This window comes from Nocardia elegans NBRC 108235 (genome assembly GCF_001612845.1).
Lineage (GTDB): Bacteria > Actinomycetota > Actinomycetes > Mycobacteriales > Mycobacteriaceae > Nocardia > Nocardia nova.
The window spans coordinates 44,025-62,222 of sequence record NZ_BDBF01000005.1 but is presented as its reverse complement, the minus strand read 5'-3'; the positions used below and the strand labels follow the sequence as shown (position 1 = coordinate 62,222).

Genomic DNA, 18,198 nt, shown 5'->3' with positions numbered 1-18,198 from the left:
GTTCTATGATGTGACGTGAACAACATCCCTGGTCATAGCCAGGAAGTCGCTCCCGGACCGCGTCCCGGAGATCATTTTTTCCCCAACGCGCGTCTTCACCATTATTAGAACTTGTTCTACAGTGAGCTGAGGCACGCTCCCGCGCCGAGCGGAGCCGCGATCAGCCGCTACCACTTCGAAGATGAGGTAACCGAACATGACCGACACCAGCGCAGCCGATTACATCGTCATCGGCGCGGGCAGCTCCGGTGCCACTGTCGCGAGTCGGCTCGCCGAGCAGGGCGCCAGCGTCATCCTGCTCGAGGCCGGCCGCAAGGACAACACCAAGTTGGTCACGGTCCCGGGCATGATCACGACGGTCCACACGGTTCCGCAGCTCAAGCACCAGGTCACCTGGTCGCAGTACTCGATTCCGCAGAAGCATGCCGCCGAGCGCCGGGTACCGATGACGCGCGGCAAGGTGCTGGGCGGTTCGAGTTCGGTCAACGGCATGCTCTTCGTGCGCGGCAACAAGGCCAACTTCGACTCCTGGGCCGCCGAGGGCTGCGAGGGCTGGAGCTACGAGGACGTGCTGCCTGCCTACAAGCGCCTGGAGAACTGGGAGGGCGGCGCCAGCGAGCTGCGCGGTTCCGGCGGTCCCATCGAGGTGACGCGGCAGAAGGAACTGACCCCGATCGCCCAGGAGTGGATGGAGGCCGCGGCCGAAACCTTCGGCGTCCCGGTCATCGAGGACTACAACGGTGAGTCCCAAGAGGGCATCAGCATCTTCCAGCAGAGCGTGCGAGACGGCCTGCGCTACAGCTCCTCTCGCGGCTTCATCACCAACCGCCCCAACCCGAATCTGAAGGTCGTCACCAAGGCGCACGTGGCGCGCGTGGTGATCGAGAAGGGCCGCGCCACCGGCGTCGAGGTCATCGAGAAGAAGGGCCGCCGGATCATCCGCGCCGAGAAGGAGGTCGTGGTCTCCGGTGGCGTGATGGGTTCCGCGCACATCCTGATGCTGTCCGGCGTCGGCCCCGCCGGGCACCTGCGCGACCTCGGCATCGAGGTCAACGCGGATCTGCCGGTCGGCCAGAACCTGCACGACCACCTGTTCGTGCCGATGACCTTCATCTCGAAGAAGGCGCTGCACCGCGGCATTCCGTCGCATTTCGCCGCCGGTTTCCTCAAGGAACTGCGCAGCCCCGGCAGCTCCTGGTTCGGGCGCACGGTCTTCGAATCCGTGGGCTTCGTGCGGACCTCGTTCGCCAAGGACATCCCGGATATGCAGATCCACACCCTGCCGTGGAGCTACCCGACGCCCAACCAGGACGAGGACAAGCTGCACATGGTGGACAAGCGGGAGGCGCTGACCATCTTCCCGACCCTGATCTACCCGAAGAGCCGCGGCGAACTGCGTCTGGCCTCCACCGACCCGCTGGCCTCGCCGCTGATCGACCCGGGCTACCTCTCGGACCCGGCCGATATGGACTTCCTGGTCGAGGCCATCGGCATGATCCGCGAAGCCGCGGCGAACAAGGCGATCGCCGGCGACATCACCGAGGAGTTCTCCCCCGGCCCCGCGTTCACCGACGAGACCGCGCTGCGCCGAGAGCTGCCGATGCGGATCCACTCGGTCTACCACCCGGTCGGCACCTGCCGGATGGGCGTGGACGAGCGCGCGGTCGTCGACCCGCAGCTGCGGGTGCGCGGCATCGAGGGCCTGCGGGTCGCCGACGCCTCGATCATGCCGAGCATCACCGGCGGCAACACCAACGCGCCGTGCTACATGATCGGTGAGAAGGCGGCCGAATTCATCACCGCCTCGGCGTAATTCGCCTCGTTCTGTCGGCCTCGTCGCGATCCGAAATCGCGACGAGGCCGTCGTCTCGGCGGGGCGTCAGATTTCGCCGAGATCGATGTCGACGGTGAACGGTACCGCCGCCTTGATGACGCCCGTGTACATCTCGCCGGTCCGATATGCCCTCGTCGCGGGATCGAGGATGTAGGTGTAGATCAGCGGGACCCCGGTCGCGGCCTGCTCGACTCGCCAATAGAAGGCGATACCCGCCTTGGCGTATTGGTCGACCTTCACGATCCGATCGGTTGTCTCGGATCCGGGCGAGACGACCTCCGCGACCAGCAGCACGTGTTCCGGGCGGGTGGGGGTGACGTCGATCGTGTCCGCTCGGTACACCACGACATCCGGGCGGCGGTTGGTGAGCGGGACATCCTGCAGACGGACATCGAAGTCGGTATCGGCGTTCCATTCCGGTCCCGACGCGGCATCCAGCGCGTTCGCCAGAACCCGTGCCAACCGGTTGTGCCGCTTGGACGCGCTGGGGCTCACAACGACCATCCCGTCCACGATCTCGATGCCCGCACACTGCTCCTCGGACCAGGATTCGTATTCCGCTGCCGTGATCTGCTGGTGCATCCACGCCGGTGTGACGGTCTCGACAGTCATGACACCGCTCCTCCCAGGCATCTCCGGGCCTGTTCACGCTGGATTCGGCAGACAAATGCCGATACCACAAGGCCAAGTTGCAGGATACCGAAAGCTACTACGCGCAGGTAGCAGGCGTTGCTGCAGCGATAGAGAACGTCCCCGCCGATCGCTCGTCACTGCGTCGACCATGCCAGCGTCAGCGCGGCGCGAAGGGCCAGAGCTTGGCGGTGTCGGTTGTGGTAGGGGTTGGCGGGCGGCGGGGTATCAGGTCGTTCAGGCAGGGGAAGCGGGCGGCGGGGGTGGCGCGTAGGGCTTGTGCGATTGCGGCGTACCAGTGTGGGTCGCCTTGGATCGCCGGTGCCGAGGGTGTTCGTGGAATGCGTTGCGGCAGAGAAGGTGTCATACGTCGCTCCTTGTCGGGAGGGGACCCAGCAGGCACCTCAGGCCCGCTCGCGCCACTCGGTGGGGAGTGTGGATGGTGGCGTCGAAACATCCTGCGAGCGGGACGGTTTCATCGTTTCGCCGGTGCGGCAGGCGGGGCATCGGTCGGTGGTCGCGGCTTCGGGGTCGTGGCCGAGGGTTGTGAGGATGTTGCGGCAGCTGCTGAGCATGTCGCAGGTCTGCGGGGTGCAGTCGGCGTGGCGTTCGGCGTGGATCTCGCGATGCATCCGTTCGGGGGAGATCGGGTTGGCGAGCGGGCCGTGGAAGACCGGATTGGTCATGCTCAGATCCCGAAGTGCGGGCGGTCGGCGGGGTGCATGGCGCCCGTCGCGACGAGCCAGAGTTTGGCCTGTAACTTCCTGGCGCACACCGTGATCGGGCAGTCGAGATGGTCCTGCATGATGCGGTGAGCGAGCGTGGTGGTCATGGTCGGCAGGGCGCTGTGGATGATCGGTCGCAAACCGTGCACGGGAGAACACCTCCGGACATCGTCGGGGCACCAGCGGACATACGACTGGTGGTACTCCCGATGGCCGGGGCCATTTTCGGCCATTACCTTGCGGCGTCGGTGCTACGCGGTAATGTCTCGTCGGTATCATCACGGGTGTAGTCGCATCCGGGGGCAACGGTTGTGCGACTTGCCGATTCGAGTTTCCCGGCCATCGGGGTGGCTCAAGAAGACCACCGAATGAGCCGGCGGGACAATAGCGCCATGCATATGCAACGAAGGTTCTGCGACGGCCCAGAGCGGTTCGCACGGGGGTAGCCGATTTCTTTCCTCGTGCAAACGGCGACCGCTCACGATGCAAACGAGGAATCCGTGACGAACATCGGTGAGGACAGCTCGACCACTCTGCCCCGGCGGCAATTGGGGAGGTATCTCAAGGAGGCCCGCCTCGGCGTCGGCCTGCGGCTGGAAGACGTTGCGCCGCTGATGCAATGGTCGGCGAGCAAACTGTCTCGGCTCGAGGCCGGGAAATCCCCCAGCATCCGCGTGCTCGATGTGGAGGCGCTGTGCCGCATTTACGACATCGACGATCCCGAGGTGTGTGCGGGGCTCATCGGCCTGGCGAAGCAGAGCACCGAGAAAAGTTGGTGGCAGGCATTCGATGATGTGATCACCGGAAACTTCGATTTGTACGTCGGATTGGAGTCGTCGTCGGAGAAACTGTCGATCTTCCAACCCCATATCGTCGCAGGACTCCTACAAATACCGGCCTACGCTCGGGCAATTGAACTGGGCTACTACTCCGACATCAACGAGCAGGAGCTGGAACGGCGAATCCAGCTACGCGTCAAGCGTCAGATGTTGCTGACTCGGAAGGTCAAACCGGTCATGGTCGATTTCGTCATCCATGAATCGGTACTGCACACCGTCGTGGGCAGCGGAAAGATCATGGCGGCACAATGCCATCACCTAGCAAATCTTCCGGCTAACGTCACGGTGAGAGTGCTGCCCTACGAGACGGGATTTCCCGCAGGTCTCCCGACAGGTCCGTTTGCCATCCTCGACTTCGGCACCGACTCGAAGGGACGCGAACTGTCTCCGACAGTCGTGTACATCGAATCCTTTGCAGGCGATCTATATCTCGAGCGCGAAAAGGACGTCGCCAGGTATCGTCAGGCGTACAGCGTCATTCGGGATGCGGCGCACGACGTTGCAGACAGCAAGCGCCGACTGCGGCAGATAGCAAGGGAGCACGAACGGTGAACCTGGACCTAGCCGGCGCCAAGTGGTTCAAATCCAGCCGCAGTGGGGGCGGCAAAGAGTGCGTGGAGACCGCGTTCCTCGACAACGGCCTGGTAGGCGTCCGCGACTCCAAGAACCCCACCGGCCCCGCCCTCGTCTTCACCCCTGCCGAATGGGACGCCTTCACCACGGCTCTCCGCAACGGCACCCTGGACCACGCCTGAACGACTGGTCGGGCGTGACTGAAACTTGCACGCCCTTGCGATGGCGACTTTTCTACCGGAGATCCGCCGCCTGCCGGCAGCGCGCTCCTACTCACCCCGATCCACGCGGCTGACCATATCTGGTGCTGGTCGTGCCGGCGGCGACGCCGCCGGCACCAAGCCCGGCTATCGCACTACCGGAGTGAGGTCACCCGCTCGCCCGAACGTCGTCGCTCTCGGCGCGAGTCACGCGCAGCTCTACGACATTCTCGTCGGTGGGTGTGGTCCATCGCCGGAACCCGGATTTCTCCAGCACCCGCACCGACGCGGGATTCGATAGTTCCACCTTCGCGAACACCGTGTGCACTTCTGGTGCGGTGAACGCTAATTCGGTCAATGCCTGGGCGGCCTCGGTCGCATAGCCGTGACCACGCCGGGACGGCACGATGCCGTAACCGATTTCGACCCCACCACTGCTCGGGGGCCAGAACAAGCCGATGGACCCGACGATCAAGCCGCTGCCGCGTTCGACAACCAGCCGATGACCATATTCTGCCAACCAGGCCGGATGATCCGGCATCAGACCGGCGACAACCCGATCCCCTTCGGCCGGGAAGTCAACGGCCCAGTGTGGCAGGCGCCCACCCGCGATGACGGCGTCGATCTCGGCGCGGGTCCAGCGACGCAGAACAAGACGTTCGGTGACCACCTCGGCCACCGGGAAAATAGAAGACACGAAACAAGCTCCAGATCGTGGGAACGATCCGGTCATGCGTCAATGCACGAACCGGACGAGGACATGCCGAACACGGCCCGTGACGGCCATATTCATCAACTCCCTCGGTCCGGCGACAACGCGCGTCCTGCGCGGAGCCGACCGTAACAAGACCAACATCGCCGGCACAATTCAGCGAACAACGGCCGATCGACGACATCGCCGCCTGAGCGGCGTCAGCTCGACCCGAGCCCGGAGCGTGTGGATGCGCGGCTCGGCGACGTTCGCGTGGAACACTCGCGCTGTGAGCGAGTCGTTCGGGCGGCGAGTGGGTTTCGTCGCGAATATCGGGCCGGGGTGGTTCGCCTCGGTGATGGCGACCGGCATCGTCTCGCGGGCCGTCGGCTCGGCGGGGTGGGCATGGGGCGGCACTGCGCTGCTGATCATCGGCCTGATCGCCTATGCCGTGCTCGTGGTGGCGACCCTGCTGCGCATCGCGTTCTTCCGCGACCGCGTGATCGGCGATGCGGTGAATCCCGCGACCGGCTTCACCTATCTCGCCTTCGTCGCCGGCACCGCGGTGTTGTCGGCGGGGCTCTCGCGACACGCCCGGGTGGGTGCGGCGCTGGCCTTGTTGCTGGTGGCTACGGTCGCGTGGGCGGTACTCGTCTATGCGATTCCGGCGTTGCTGATGGTGCGTCACGGCGCGCCCACCGCGGTGACCGGAGCCAACGGCACCTGGTTCCTGTGGGTGGTCGGCACGCAATCGCTCGCGGTGGCCGCCACCGCGCTGCCGCAGCCGTGGAGTCAGCGTTTCGCGGTGCCCGCGCTGCTGTGCTGGTCGGTGGGCGTGGTGCTCTACGGCATCGTGGCGACGGTGGTGCTGGGCACCCTGTTCGGCACGTCGCTGACCGCGCAGCTGCTGGCGCCGACCTATTGGATCTTCATGGGCGCCACCGCGATCAGCGTGCTGACCGGCACCCAGATCATGGATCAGAGTTCGGTGGCGTTGATCGCGACGGTACGACCCATGCTCGAGGGTTCGACGCTGGTGCTGTGGGCCTTCGGCAGTTGGCTGGTGCCGCTGCTGCTGGCGGCCGGCATCTGGCGGCATCTGGTCCGTCACTTCGGGCTCAGCTACGAGCCGGGCCTGTGGAGCATCGTGTTTCCCGTGGGCATGTACGGCGTGGGAACCGCCGAACTGGGCAAGGCCACCGGCGAACAATGGATGGTCGCCTTCGGACACGGTGAGGCGTGGGTGGCGCTGGCGGTGTGGGCGGCCACCGCGGCCGATCTGGTCGTCACGCTGATCCGCCGCCGGCGTAGCCGGGAATCCGTAGGCTGAGCTCGCGATCTTCTACCGCACGGTAGCCTGGTTCGCGAAGTACGATCCGGCGGGAGGAGCCGGAGCAATGGAACGGGAGATTCACGGTGACCTCGCGGGAGGATTTCCTGCGCCGCGTGCGCGATGCCCTCGAGGCGCTACCCAATGACGAACGTATGGTGCCGGTGCCGCGCAACTATCAGCGCAACGCCCCGGTGCCCTCGGCCGAGGACCAGGCCGAGATCGTCGAACTGTTCATCGATCGCCTCAAACATCATGGCGCCCAGGTCCATCGGGTCGGCGCGGAGGAGATTCCGGGGGCGATCGACTCGGCCCTGCGCGCCCACGGCGCCCGCTCGGCGCTGGCGCCCGACGGGCTGCCCGAACATTGGCTGCGGCGCTGGGAACTGACGGGGGAACACCGTGTCCTCGACGATCAACCGCACCTGTCGATTCTCGATCGCGAACGTACCGATGCCGTGGTCACCGGGTGCGCCGGCGCGGTGGCCGACGCCGGCACCCTGATTCTCGACGGCGGACCGGGCCAGTGCCGCCGCGATGCCGCCGTCCTCGCCGACTGTCACATCTGCGTGGTCCGCGTCGAGCAGATCGACTACTCACTGCCGCAGGTCCTGGACAAACTGGACCCGCGCCGATCCATCACCTGGTTCGGCGGGCCGACCGCCATGACCGATCCGGAGGCCGATTCCGGCAAGGTCGGCGGCGTCATCGAGGAGACCGAGCGACGTCTGGTCGTAGTCATCGTCGGTTGATCGACGGTTCTATTCCCTTCCCACACAGCTTCCCTGCCCCCACAAGCGCTCGTTAAGGGCGCGGCAAGCGCACCCCGGCATTGTCGTCCTCGACACCGGGAGTGCTCCTGCCGCGAGAGGGGGCGGCAGGATCACCCACCGGCTGCAACCGAGCCGATCCGCTCGGCCTGTCGACGAGGGGTGACAGACCGAGCGGATCGGCTGTGTGTGCGGTGCCGACCTCGGCGACGTCCGCCGGTCTCGATTCGGCAGCGGCGCCGGTGTCCGACTCGAGGAATGATGGGGGTATGGAAACAGCGGTCGTCTTCGTCCTGGCTTGCCTGCTGTACTGGTGGGGCTTGATCTGACCGATCGGTGCCCCACCGGGCAGCACCTCGCCGGGCCGACCACCGGCGAGCGGGTACCTCAGCGGCCGGTGGGCAGGTTCGCCCCGCCGGTCACGTCGAGCACCACACCGCTGACGAAGCCGTTGGTGGCGATCATGTGCACGGCCCGGGCCGGCTCCTCAGGGTCGCCTACGCGCCCGACGGGTGTGGTGGCGGCGAGGCCGTCGAAGAGGGTGCGGCGGCGTTCCTCCGGTACCCGATCCCACCATTCGGTGTCGATGACGCCGGGGGCCACCGCGTTGACCCGCAGCGGGGCGAGTTCGACCGCCAGCGGCGGCACCATGGCGTTCAGCGCCCCGTTGATCGCGGCCAGTCCGGCGGTGCCGGGGAAGGCCGCATGCGCCGACGCGGCGGTGATCAGGGTGATCGATCCGCTTGAAACCATATGCGGCAGAGCTGCTTTGACGATTCTCACCTGCGGCCAGAACTTGCCGTCGAACCCCTCCGCCAAGTGGTCGAGATCGAGTTCGGCGAACGGACCGCTGCCCGCCGAACCGCTGACCGCGATGACGAGGTGGTCGATGCTGCCGGACTGCGCGAAGAATGCCGCGATCTGCTCGCCATCGGTCGCGTCCATCCGGTAGCCGCTGGTCTTGCCACCCAGCCGAGCCACCGCCGCGTCGAGTTTGTCCTGGCTGCGGCCGGTGACGACGACCTCGGCGCCCTCGTTCGCGAACAGTGCGGCGGTGGCCGCACCGATTCCGGAACTACCACCCATGACGACGACGCGCGGGATGCCGGTGCTGGAAGCGCTCATTGCTACTGTTCCTGTCCTGTACAGTTTGTCGAGACTGACAGTCTCGACAACGAGCGTAGCGGGTGCGGTATTCCCGCCGCATCGCCACCTGGGAGGTAGACCATGGGACCACCGCGGCAACCGGATTCGCCCCCACCCGAACGCGCGCACACCGGCCGGCGCCGGAACGAGGCCACCCATCGCGCGATTCTGGACGCCGCCCTCGCCCAGCTCGCCACCTCCGACGGCGGCTCGGTCACGGTCGATTCCATCGCGGCCGCGGCCGGGGTCGGCAAACAGACGATCTACCGCTGGTGGCCGTCGAAGGGTGCCGTGCTGCTCGAAGCCCTGCTCGAACGCGCTCGTCAGGAGGTGCCGACCCCGGACACCGGCTCGGTGCGCACCGACCTGCTGGCCGTCGCGGATTCGACTTTCACCGGCGCCCAGGGGGATTCGACCGCCCCGGCGCTGCGCGCGCTGGTGCGCGAGGCCGCCCGCGACCCCCACCTCGCCGAATTACTACAGGAGTTCACCGCCGCCCGCCGCGCCGCCGCGCGCGACGTTCTCGAGCGGGCGATCACGCGTGGCGAACTACCCGGCGATACGGATGCGGACCTCCTGGTGGATCTGCTCTACGGCCTGTTCTGGTACCGCTTCCTGCTCGGCCATGCCCCACTCGACCACACCACGGCGGCACGGCTCGTCGATATCCTGCTCCCGCCCGCGGTTAACAGGTCCCACACACCCGGAGATGAGTCAGCGGATCCGATTACGAACCAGGGCCCCACCTGGTGCCGGTAGCGGTCGGCGCCGCGCGGCGCCGATAGAACAGCGGGCGGGCCCGCACCGAAATCCGATGCGAGCCCGCGGATGTCGTCACGGTCAGCTGTTGCCGTTCAGACCGGCGCGCACACCTTCCTCGATGCGCTTGCCGATCTCCGGATCGACGTTCTTCCAGTAGTCGAACACCCGGCTCAGCACCGGTTCGCGCACGCCGCCGAGCACATGCCCGACCACATTGTCCACCAGGCGCTCTCGCTGTTCGTCGTTGTAGACCTCACGCACCAACGTGCCCGGCTGCGCCCAGTCGCTGTCCTCGGCGTGCTGAACGTAGCCGGCCCGCACCTGCTCGGGCTCGAAACTCCACGCCGCCTCCTCCGGGGCCGCGGCCGCGTCGGCATGTGGGCCACCGAACGAATTCGGCGCGTACACAGGGACTTCCGGCGCGTTGAAGTCGTAGCGCATGGCACCCTCCTTGGAATAGGAGTTCACCTCGGCCGCACGCGCACGGTTCGGCGGCAGCTGATGGTAGTTGGTGCCGATGCGGTAGCGATGAGCGTCGGCATAGGCGAAGACCCGGCCCAGCAGCATCTTGTCCGGCGAATAACCGATACCCGGCACGATCGCCGACGGCTCGAAGGCGGCCTGTTCGATCTCGACGAAGTAGTTACTCGGGTTGCGGTTCAGCGTCCAGGTACCGACCTCGATCAGCGGGTAGTCCTTGTGCGACCACACCTTGGTCAGATCGAACGGGTTGAAGCGGTAGTTCGCCGCCTCACCCACCGGCATGATCTGCACATACAGTGTCCAGCTGGGGAATTCACCGCGTTCGATGGCCTCCCACAGATCCTGGCGGTGATAGTCGGGATCGGTGCCGGCCAGCCGATCGGCCTCGGCCTGGGTGAAAAATTCGATGCCCTGATCGGTCTTGAAGTGGTACTTCACCCAGAACCGTTCGCCCTCGGCGTTGATCCACTGGTAGGTGTGCGAGCCGTAGCCGTTCATATGCCGGTAGGTCTTGGGAATACCGCGGTCGCCCATCAGCCAGGTCACCTGATGCGCCGATTCCGGGCGCAGGGTCCAGAAGTCCCACTGCATGTTGTGATCGCGAAGGCCGTTGCCCGGCAACCGCTTCTGCGAACGGATGAAGTCGGGGAACTTGATCGGATCCTTGATGAAGAACACCGGCGTGTTGTTGCCGACCAGATCGTAGTTGCCGTCGGGGGTGTAGAACTTGACCGCGAAGCCGCGCGGATCGCGCCAGGTGTCGGGGCTGCCCTGCTCGCCGGCGACGGTGGAGAACCGCACCAGCGATTCGGTCCGCGCCCCCGGCTGGAACAGCTTCGCCTTGGTGTAGCGGCTGACGTCGTTGGTGACGACGAGCTCACCGAAGGCCCCCGCGCCCTTGGCGTGCACGATCCGCTCCGGCACCCGCTCCCGGTTGAACTGGGCGAGCTTCTCGATCAGATAATGGTCGTGCAGGAGAATCGGGCCCTCGGTCCCGGCGGTCAGCGATTCGTTGTCGCTGGGGACCGGAGTGCCGGTGTTGGTAGTGGTCGGCCCACTGATCGGCTTTGGCATCGCAGCCTCCTGTTTCAGCTGTCGCCCGGTATGTCCGGGCTATCGGGATGGCGCGTCGTCACCGCGACGGCATTGCGGGCAGAGTCCCCAGAACACGACCTCGGCTTCGTCGATCGTGAACCCGTGCGCGTCCGACGGGTCGAGGCAGGGGGCACGGCCCACGGCACAGTCCACGTCCACGACCGTGCCGCAGTTCCTGCACACCAGATGGTGATGGTTGTCGGCGATGCGGGTCTCGTACCGGGCCGGCGAACCGGCCGGTTCGATCCGGCGCAGCAAGCCGGCGCCGACACAGGCGTGCAGTACGTCGTACACGGCCTGTGTCGACACCGAACCCAGCCGCTGCCGGACCGCGGCGGCCACCCTGTCGGCATCCGAATGCGGATGGGCGGCAACCGCTTCCAGCACCGCCACCCGCGGGCGGGTGACCCGCAGACCGGCCGCGCGCAATCGCTCGCGCGGATCGAAACCACCGGGGTGCATGAACCCAGTCTGCCCGTTTTCTGGAATAAGTCAAGAAAAGACCGGAAGGGATGTTTTGCGGGAGTGCTGCGCACGACGCCGCCGGGCTTACCCTCGGCGGCGTCTTTCCGCACGGCCGTGAATCCGGCGTTCGGCCGAAAACCGCGACGCCGATTCCGATTTGGTTGCAGCGGTTGCGTGTTGGACACCGTGACCGGATGCCCGTCGTTAACCTCGACTCATGGGACGCCTCTACGGCTGCGTAATCGGGGTTCTCGTCGTCGTACTGATCGGTGGCGCCTGCGCCACTGTGGCCCCGGCACGAGCGGAAGATTCACAGACCTGCACGGTCTCGTCCGAACGCGGATTCGAGCGGGCCACACCGGAATCGGCGGGCCTGGACGCGGCGCGGCTGGCTTCCGCCCTGCGGTTCGCCGACGAACGGAACCGGCTGAACGTCAAGATCTTTCGGCACAACTGCCTGATCGGATCGGGCGCGCACAACGACGCCACCGATACGACGCCGTGGAATATCTGGAGCGTCACCAAGAGCGTGGTCTCGCTGATCGCCGGAATCGCCTGGGATCAGGGCAAACTCGACATCGACGCGCCGATCGACCGCTATCTGCCGCCCGGACTCGGCGACGCCGCCCACCGCGCGATCACCGTCGAGGATTTGCTGACCGAGCGCTCGGGTCTGCGCGTCGGAGTCATCAACGAGGGCATCTCCGGGGTCGTGCCGATCGATCCGAACAGTGCCGTGCAGGCGCTCGGGGTCCCGCTCGACAATCCGCCCGGCACCCGGTTCTCCTACAGTCAGCGCAACGTCGATCTGCTGTCGTACGTGGTCGAGCTGGCCGTCGGCGAACCACTGCAGCAGTTCGCGCAGCGGGAATTGTTCTCTCCCTTGGGTATCCAGCGTAGCGACTACTACTGGGCCCGCGACCGTTCCGGTCACACCTACGGCTATGCGCACCTGATGATCCCGCCGGACGATCTCGCCAAGATCGCCCAGCTGGTCGCCGCCCACGGCGACTGGGACGGGGTGCAGGTGGTCTCGGCCGATTATCTGCACCGCGCCCAGCAGACGGGCTCGGGCCGCGAATGTTACGGCTATCTGTTCTGGGCCCGCCCCGGATGCATCGAGATACCGTCGTTCCTGCCCCCGGATGTGTTCGCGATGTCCGGGCTCGGGCTGCAGGACGTCTTCTTCATCCCGAGCCTGGATCTCACCGTGGTGTGGACCGGCGTCTTCGGCAACCACAGCAGCGGCGGGCCGACCGGCATCCTGCAGAACCTGACCGAGCTGACCTGGGAATTTTTCCGCAGGCTGCTGGGCGCCTTCCAGCAACCGCCGATTCCGGACCCCGGCCCCTATGTCGAACCACCGGTCACCCTGGATCCCCGCGCGTTCTTCGACCCGGACATCACGCCGGCGATATTCGGAGTCGGGCCCGACGCCTATCCCGGCTGTTCGGTGCTGTCCTGTCTGAACACCCCACTGGCACCGCCGTTCTCGGATGCCCCGCCGGGGTGCGCTCTGCTGGTCTGCCTCGGGCCCGATCCCCGCACACCGGGCATCCGCTGACGTAGCGGCATCGGTGCGCGGAGTCCGGCGGGCGACCGGCCGCGGTCAGCCGGCGATCCGCGCGATCCGCGCGGTATCCATGTAATCCCGGAACAGGGTCACTTCCCCGTCCCGCACGTGCACCACGTTCACCGAGGTGCGAACTCGCGCTCGCGGCGCGCCCGGCAGCGTCATATCCACCTCGTTCTCCACGAAAAGCACTCCGTCCGAGGTGGATTCGTAGACCGTGGGATAGACCCCGTGTACCTCGACACCCGACCGGCCCGACCAGCGTTGCGCGAGGTGTTCGCGGATCGCCTCCCGCCCCTCGAGCCGCTCCGGCATCCCCGGAATCGGGAACGGAATCTCGAATACCGCATCGGGGGCGAGCGCCGCGACGAAGGCGTCGGCATCACGCGCCGGCAATGTCGCGAACAGGTCCTCGACCACCTGGCGGGCACTGCGCACCGAACTGGAAACCATGACAAACTCCCTCTGCTAGAAGCGGAACATACGCCCCGTTTATAATCCGGAACGCACGCCCCGTTTGTCAACGGTAACCGGGTAGACTCGCGCTGTGGCGGAGAAACAGTTAGTGGACCCGGCGGCCGAACCGCGCCGCGCCCTGCGCGCCGACGCCCGCCGCAACCGGGAGCGCGTACTCGCCGCCGCCAGGGAAGCCTTTGCCGCCGAAGGTATTTCGGTCCCGCTGGACGAGATCGCGCGGCGCGCCGGAGTGGGACCCGGCACCGTCTATCGCCACTTCCCCACCAAGGAAGCCCTGTTCCACGCCGCCATCGTCGACAACATCGAGCGAATGGTCGAGTACGCGCGCGGACTCGAAGCCGCCGACGATCCGGGGGCCGCCTTCTTCGACCTGCTGGACCACATGGTCGCCGAGGGTGGGGTCAAGCGCGATCTCGCAGATGCGCTGGGCGGTCACCAGTCGATCGAAATCACCGGTCCCACAAAGGAATTCCAGGGCGCGATCGCCCGGCTGCTGCGGCGCGCCCAGGATTGCGGCGCGATCCGCGACGATATCGACTTCGACGATCTGATGCGGGTGCTGAAGGGCGCCTTCGCGAGCACGCACACCGCTACCGGCGAGCAGCGAGCCCGCGCTTTCGCCGTCGTCTTCGACGGACTCCGGGCCCGCAGCGAACCGGCCGGCTGAGCCTGGGCACGGGACCGGCTGAGCGCCCCGCAAGGAAAACGGGCCGCCCGCAATCGGACGGCCCGTTCGAAAATGCAGTGTCAGCGCTGCGCGAGCAGAACTTCCGCGATCTGAATGGTGTTGAGCGCGGCGCCCTTTCGCAGGTTGTCACCCGAGACGAACAGCGCCAGGCCACGCCCCTCCGGCACGCCCGGGTCCTGGCGGATCCGCCCCACCAGCGACTCGTCCTTACCGGCCGCTTCCAGCGGCGTCGGAACGTCGACCAGCTTCACACCGGCCGCGTCGGCGAGCAGTTGCTTCGCCCGCTCCACCGAGAGCGGCCGCGCGAATTCGGCATTGATCGACAACGAATGCCCGGTGAAGACCGGCACGCGCACACAGGTACCGCTGACCAGCAGATCGGGCAGACCGAGAATCTTGCGACTCTCGTTGCGCAGCTTCTGGTCCTCGTCGGTTTCACCGGAACCGTCGTCGACGAGCGAACCCGCCAGCGGCAGTACGTTGAACGCGATCGGCGCGACGTATTTGTTCGGCGCGGGGAACTGCAGGGCGTTGCCGTCGTGGGTCAGCTTCTCGGCGTCCCCGATCACCGCGCGAGCCTGCGTGGCCAGTTCCTCCACACCGGCCAGCCCACTCCCGGAGACGGCCTGGTAGCTGGAGACGATCAGTCGCTGGAGTCCGGCCTCGTCGTGCAGGGGCTTGAGCACCGGCATGGCGGCCATCGTGGTGCAGTTCGGATTGGCGATGATGCCCTTGACCAGATTGCGGGTCTGTTCGGGATTCACCTCGCTGACCACCAGCGGCACCTCGGGGTCCTTGCGCCACGCCGAGGAGTTGTCGATAACGGTGACGCCCGCGGCCGCGAACCGCGGCGCCTGCACCCGGGACATGGTGGCGCCGGCGGAGAACAGGGCGATGTCCAGTCCGGACGGATCCGCGGTCTCGGTGTCCTCGACCACGACCTCGCCGCCGCGCCAGGGCAGCTTCTTCCCGGCCGAGCGCGCCGAGGCGAAGAATCGCACCTCGTCGGCGGGAAAGTCGCGCTCCTCCAGCAGTTTTCGCATGACGGCGCCGACCTGCCCGGTCGCGCCGACCACACCTACGCGTACACCCATGATTTATCGCCCCGATCCCGCGTGCACGACCGCGACCTCGTCGCCGCCCAGATCGAACGCCTTGTGCAGCACCTGCACGGCGCCGTCCAGCTCGGTGTCCTTGACCAGCACGGAGATGCGGATCTCGGAGGTGGAGATGAGGTCGATGTTGATACCGGCCTTGGCCAGCGCCTCACAGAAGGTGGCGGTGACGCCGGGGTGGCTCTTCATGCCCGCGCCGACGAGGGAGACCTTGCCGATGTGGTCGTCGTAGAGAACCTGGCTGAAGCCCAGTTCGCTCTGGCGCTTGGTCAGGAACTCCACCGCGCGCGGCCCGTCGGCCTTGGGCAGGGTGAAGGTGATGTCGGTCTTACCCGTCTCGACCTTGGAGATGTTCTGCAACACCATGTCGATGTTGATCTCGGCGTCGGCGATGGCCCGGAACACCTTGGCCGCATAGCCCGGCTCGTCCGGCAGGGCCACCACGGTCACCTTGGCCTCGCTGCGATCGTGCGCGACGCCGGTGAGAATTGCGTCCTCCAAGGGGATGTCCTCCATCGATCCGTAGATATAGGTGCCCTTGCGGTCGGTATAGGACGACCGCACATGCACCGGAACGTTGTAGCGGCGGGCGTATTCGACGCAGCGCAGCATCAGCACCTTCGCGCCGGTGGCGGCCAGCTCGAGCATCTCCTCGAAGCTCACCTGCTCCAGCTTCTGCGCGTCCGGCACGATCCGCGGATCGGCGGTGAACACGCCGTCGACGTCGGTGTAGATCTCGCAGACGTCGGCCTCGAGCGCGGCGGCCAGGGCGACCGCGGTGGTGTCGGAGCCGCCGCGGCCCAGCGTGGTGATGTCGCGGCTGTCCTGCGAGACGCCCTGGAAGCCCGCGACCAGCACGATCAAGCCCTCGTCGAGCGCATCGCGGACCCGGGAGGGGGTCACGTCGATGATGCGGGCGTTGCCGTGGGTGCCGGTGGTGATGACTCCCGCCTGGGAACCGGTGAACGACCGGGCCTCGGCGCCGAGCGAGTGAATCGCCATGGCCACCAACGCATTCGAGATGCGCTCACCGGAGGTCAACAGCATGTCGAGTTCGCGGGCCGGCGGCGCGGGCGCCACCTGCTGGGCCAGGTCGAGCAGTTCGTCGGTGGTGTCACCCATTGCCGAGCACACGACGACCACGTCGTGTCCCTGCTTCTTCGTCTCGACGATCCGCTCAGCGACGCGCCGGATCCGCTCGGCAGACTCGAGCGAAGATCCTCCGTACTTCTGAACGACGAGAGCCACAGTGGGGTCCTCCAAGATCGACTAGCTGCTGTTACAGCCAATAAGACTACCGATCGGAGTCCGCTCGGTGGCGGGCTACCTCCGAGCGGCCACCGGGATCGGGCGGCCCGGCCCACCGAATTCGCCACGCCGACCAGCGGCGATCCCGTTCCGGAGCGGCGGTACGGTGCGCGGTCGCGGCGGCAGAGCCCGTGCGGCGCATCGGAATCGGCGCGCACAGCCCCGTTCATCAGCGGTTTTCCGGGTCCGCCGGCGCCCGGCGCCCGGTCCCGGCACAACAGCCGGCGTACCGGTGTGAGTAATCACACCGACCGGTTTAGCACCCGGTCGGCGAACCCCTTCGCGCGAGTTACCGATGCACGTCGCGGCGAAAGCGCACGATGGGCCTATGAAGAGCATCGAAATCGAGCTGCACACCGGCGATCGGGAGGTCGTGCACGACCTGACGCCACAGTGCGCCACGTTTCTGCGCGAGGCCGGCGGCGGCGACGGATTGCTGCACGTCTTCGTCCCGCACGCCACCGCCGGCGTGGCCCTGATCGAGCTCGGCGCGGGCAGCGACGACGATCTGCTGCGCGCTCTGCGCGACCTGCTGCCCGCCGATGATCGCTGGCGCCATGCCCACGGCTCGCGCGGGCACGGCCGCTCGCACGTCATGCCCGCGCTGATCGCCCCCTACGCCACCGTGCCGGTGCTGGGCGGCGAGCTGACCCTGGGCACCTGGCAGTCGATCGCCTTCGTGGACCTCAACGTCGACAACCCGATTCGCCGGGTGCGCCTGTCCTTCCTGCGCGACGCCGGTTGATCGCGGCCGCGTGCCGGCCGGGCACGTCAGCCGCGCTCGAACCAGGTGATCTGCGCGCCGTTGCCGAATTCGCGGCGTTGCACCGGCGTGAACGCGGTCGGCCGGAAGGTACCGGTGAACGCGCTGATGCCGGCGCCCGCGACCACCGGATAACTCTTGATGATCAACTCGTCGATCTCGTCGATGAGCGCGCCGGCCAGTTGTCCCCCGCCGCACAGCCAGATGTCCTTGCCGTCCTGCTGCTTCAGGCGACGCACCAGGGCTACCGGATCGCTCGGAACCAGCTCGACCTCCGGATCGTCGACGCGATCGAGCGTGGCCGAGACGACGTACTGCTTCAGATGGGGATAGGGGCTGGCGATGCCGGCCGACAGCGCGGGTTCGTAGGTGCCGCGCCCCATGAGGATCGTGTCCCATTCCTTGTTGGGTTCGTCCACGGCCATTCCGAAGTGCGGGCGGATGTGCGCGGGAACCGACTCCGGATAGCGTCCGTTGACGAATTCCGCCATGTCCTCGGCCACGGGGTAGAAGTCGTACTCCCCACCCGGCCCGGCGATGTAGCCGTCGAGCGAGACGCCGACGAAGTAGAGGAGCTTTCGCATACCGATACCGCCTTGCCTGTTGCACTTTAACTGTAGTGGTTGAAACGTAGTACTACAGGCAGAGTGGTGTCAAGCAGGATTAAGAAGTTGTCGCGCGCCGATTCGGACGGATCGCCAGAATTCCCGATTCGGACGGCTGGGAACTAT

Annotated in this window: 20 protein-coding genes; 9 read left to right on the top strand and 11 right to left on the bottom strand. The window is 66.6% G+C overall.

Annotated features, from left to right (window positions below; translation table 11 throughout):
• The first annotated feature begins 196 nt into the window (after positions 1-196).
• Positions 197-1,813, top strand: coding sequence for a GMC family oxidoreductase (locus tag NE2_RS04635; protein WP_063024151.1), 1,617 nt, complete (start codon positions 197-199; stop codon positions 1,811-1,813).
• A 66-nt stretch (positions 1,814-1,879) separates the two neighbouring features.
• Here the strand turns inward: NE2_RS04635 and NE2_RS04630 are convergent, their stop codons facing one another.
• From NE2_RS04630 to NE2_RS04620, 3 genes are all read right to left on the bottom strand, one after another.
• A complete protein-coding gene (locus tag NE2_RS04630; RefSeq protein WP_063024149.1) occupies positions 1,880-2,446 on the bottom strand; it encodes a Uma2 family endonuclease in 567 nt (188 codons plus the stop codon).
• A 422-nt stretch (positions 2,447-2,868) separates the two neighbouring features.
• Complete coding sequence (locus NE2_RS04625) at positions 2,869-3,150, bottom strand: hypothetical protein (RefSeq protein ID WP_063024147.1); 282 nt, start codon at positions 3,148-3,150, stop codon at positions 2,869-2,871.
• A gap of 2 nt (positions 3,151-3,152) precedes the next feature.
• Entirely contained in the window at positions 3,153-3,338 is a 186-nt protein-coding gene (locus tag NE2_RS04620; RefSeq protein ID WP_063011028.1) for a hypothetical protein, read from the bottom strand.
• A gap of 351 nt (positions 3,339-3,689) precedes the next feature.
• Between NE2_RS04620 and NE2_RS04615 the strand changes: the two genes are divergently transcribed.
• Together NE2_RS04615 and NE2_RS04610 are read left to right on the top strand one after the other, a co-directional pair.
• Entirely contained in the window at positions 3,690-4,580 is an 891-nt protein-coding gene (locus tag NE2_RS04615) for a helix-turn-helix domain-containing protein (RefSeq protein ID WP_063024239.1), read from the top strand.
• Positions 4,577-4,783 carry a DUF397 domain-containing protein gene (locus NE2_RS04610; RefSeq protein WP_063024143.1) on the top strand — a complete coding sequence of 69 codons (207 nt, stop codon included), beginning with the start codon at positions 4,577-4,579 and terminating at the stop codon, positions 4,781-4,783. Before NE2_RS04615 ends, NE2_RS04610 begins: the two co-directional genes overlap by 4 nt.
• A 187-nt stretch (positions 4,784-4,970) precedes the next feature.
• Here the strand turns inward: NE2_RS04610 and NE2_RS04605 are convergent, their stop codons facing one another.
• On the bottom strand, positions 4,971-5,480 hold the full coding sequence (locus NE2_RS04605) for a GNAT family N-acetyltransferase (protein WP_218018554.1): 510 nt from the start codon (positions 5,478-5,480) through the stop codon (positions 4,971-4,973).
• A 301-nt stretch (positions 5,481-5,781) separates the two neighbouring features.
• On the opposite strand from NE2_RS04605, the gene NE2_RS04600 reads away from it, so the two are divergent.
• Both NE2_RS04600 and NE2_RS04595 read left to right on the top strand, forming a co-directional pair.
• A complete protein-coding gene (locus tag NE2_RS04600; protein WP_167356702.1) occupies positions 5,782-6,822 on the top strand; it encodes a tellurite resistance/C4-dicarboxylate transporter family protein in 1,041 nt (346 codons plus the stop codon).
• An 86-nt stretch (positions 6,823-6,908) separates the two neighbouring features.
• The gene (locus tag NE2_RS04595; RefSeq protein ID WP_030516472.1) at positions 6,909-7,574 is read left to right on the top strand and encodes a LutC/YkgG family protein; all 666 of its coding nucleotides are present in this window, start codon (positions 6,909-6,911) and stop codon (positions 7,572-7,574) included.
• 405 nt (positions 7,575-7,979) lie between these two features.
• Here NE2_RS04595 and NE2_RS04590 read toward each other — a convergent pair whose 3' ends face one another.
• Positions 7,980-8,717, bottom strand: a complete 738-nt coding sequence (locus NE2_RS04590; protein WP_063024138.1) for an SDR family oxidoreductase — start codon at positions 8,715-8,717, stop codon at positions 7,980-7,982.
• Positions 8,718-8,819: 102 nt separating this feature from the next.
• Between NE2_RS04590 and NE2_RS04585 the strand changes: the two genes are divergently transcribed.
• On the top strand, positions 8,820-9,497 hold the full coding sequence (locus NE2_RS04585) for a TetR/AcrR family transcriptional regulator (protein ID WP_063909271.1): 678 nt from the start codon (positions 8,820-8,822) through the stop codon (positions 9,495-9,497).
• Between the two features lie 81 nt (positions 9,498-9,578).
• On the opposite strand, the gene NE2_RS04580 is transcribed toward NE2_RS04585, so the two are convergent.
• Both NE2_RS04580 and NE2_RS04575 read right to left on the bottom strand, forming a co-directional pair.
• On the bottom strand, positions 9,579-11,045 hold the full coding sequence (locus tag NE2_RS04580; protein ID WP_063024237.1) for a catalase: 1,467 nt from the start codon (positions 11,043-11,045) through the stop codon (positions 9,579-9,581).
• A 51-nt stretch (positions 11,046-11,096) separates the two neighbouring features.
• Entirely contained in the window at positions 11,097-11,540 is a 444-nt protein-coding gene (locus NE2_RS04575; RefSeq protein WP_063024136.1) for a Fur family transcriptional regulator, read from the bottom strand.
• A 220-nt stretch (positions 11,541-11,760) separates the two neighbouring features.
• On the opposite strand from NE2_RS04575, the gene NE2_RS04570 reads away from it, so the two are divergent.
• Positions 11,761-13,107: a serine hydrolase domain-containing protein gene (locus NE2_RS04570; protein WP_063024134.1), complete on the top strand. Its 1,347-nt coding sequence runs from the start codon at positions 11,761-11,763 to the stop codon at positions 13,105-13,107.
• 45 nt (positions 13,108-13,152) lie between these two features.
• On the opposite strand, the gene NE2_RS04565 is transcribed toward NE2_RS04570, so the two are convergent.
• Positions 13,153-13,569 (bottom strand): nuclear transport factor 2 family protein, encoded by a 417-nt coding sequence (locus NE2_RS04565; RefSeq protein ID WP_063024132.1) that lies wholly within the window; start codon positions 13,567-13,569, stop codon positions 13,153-13,155.
• A 94-nt stretch (positions 13,570-13,663) separates the two neighbouring features.
• On the opposite strand from NE2_RS04565, the gene NE2_RS04560 reads away from it, so the two are divergent.
• Positions 13,664-14,260, top strand: coding sequence for a TetR/AcrR family transcriptional regulator (locus NE2_RS04560; protein ID WP_233429669.1), 597 nt, complete (start codon positions 13,664-13,666; stop codon positions 14,258-14,260).
• An 80-nt stretch (positions 14,261-14,340) separates the two neighbouring features.
• Here the strand turns inward: NE2_RS04560 and NE2_RS04555 are convergent, their stop codons facing one another.
• Both NE2_RS04555 and NE2_RS04550 read right to left on the bottom strand, forming a co-directional pair.
• A complete protein-coding gene (locus NE2_RS04555; RefSeq protein WP_063024128.1) occupies positions 14,341-15,375 on the bottom strand; it encodes an aspartate-semialdehyde dehydrogenase in 1,035 nt (344 codons plus the stop codon).
• Between the two features lie 3 nt (positions 15,376-15,378).
• Positions 15,379-16,644: an aspartate kinase gene (locus NE2_RS04550; RefSeq protein WP_030516481.1), complete on the bottom strand. Its 1,266-nt coding sequence runs from the start codon at positions 16,642-16,644 to the stop codon at positions 15,379-15,381.
• 388 nt (positions 16,645-17,032) lie between these two features.
• On the opposite strand from NE2_RS04550, the gene NE2_RS04545 reads away from it, so the two are divergent.
• Positions 17,033-17,449, top strand: a complete 417-nt coding sequence (locus NE2_RS04545) for a secondary thiamine-phosphate synthase enzyme YjbQ (protein ID WP_030516482.1) — start codon at positions 17,033-17,035, stop codon at positions 17,447-17,449.
• Between the two features lie 26 nt (positions 17,450-17,475).
• On the opposite strand, the gene NE2_RS04540 is transcribed toward NE2_RS04545, so the two are convergent.
• Positions 17,476-18,051, bottom strand: a complete 576-nt coding sequence (locus tag NE2_RS04540; protein ID WP_063024127.1) for a dihydrofolate reductase family protein — start codon at positions 18,049-18,051, stop codon at positions 17,476-17,478.
• Between the last annotated feature and the right edge of the window lie 147 nt (positions 18,052-18,198).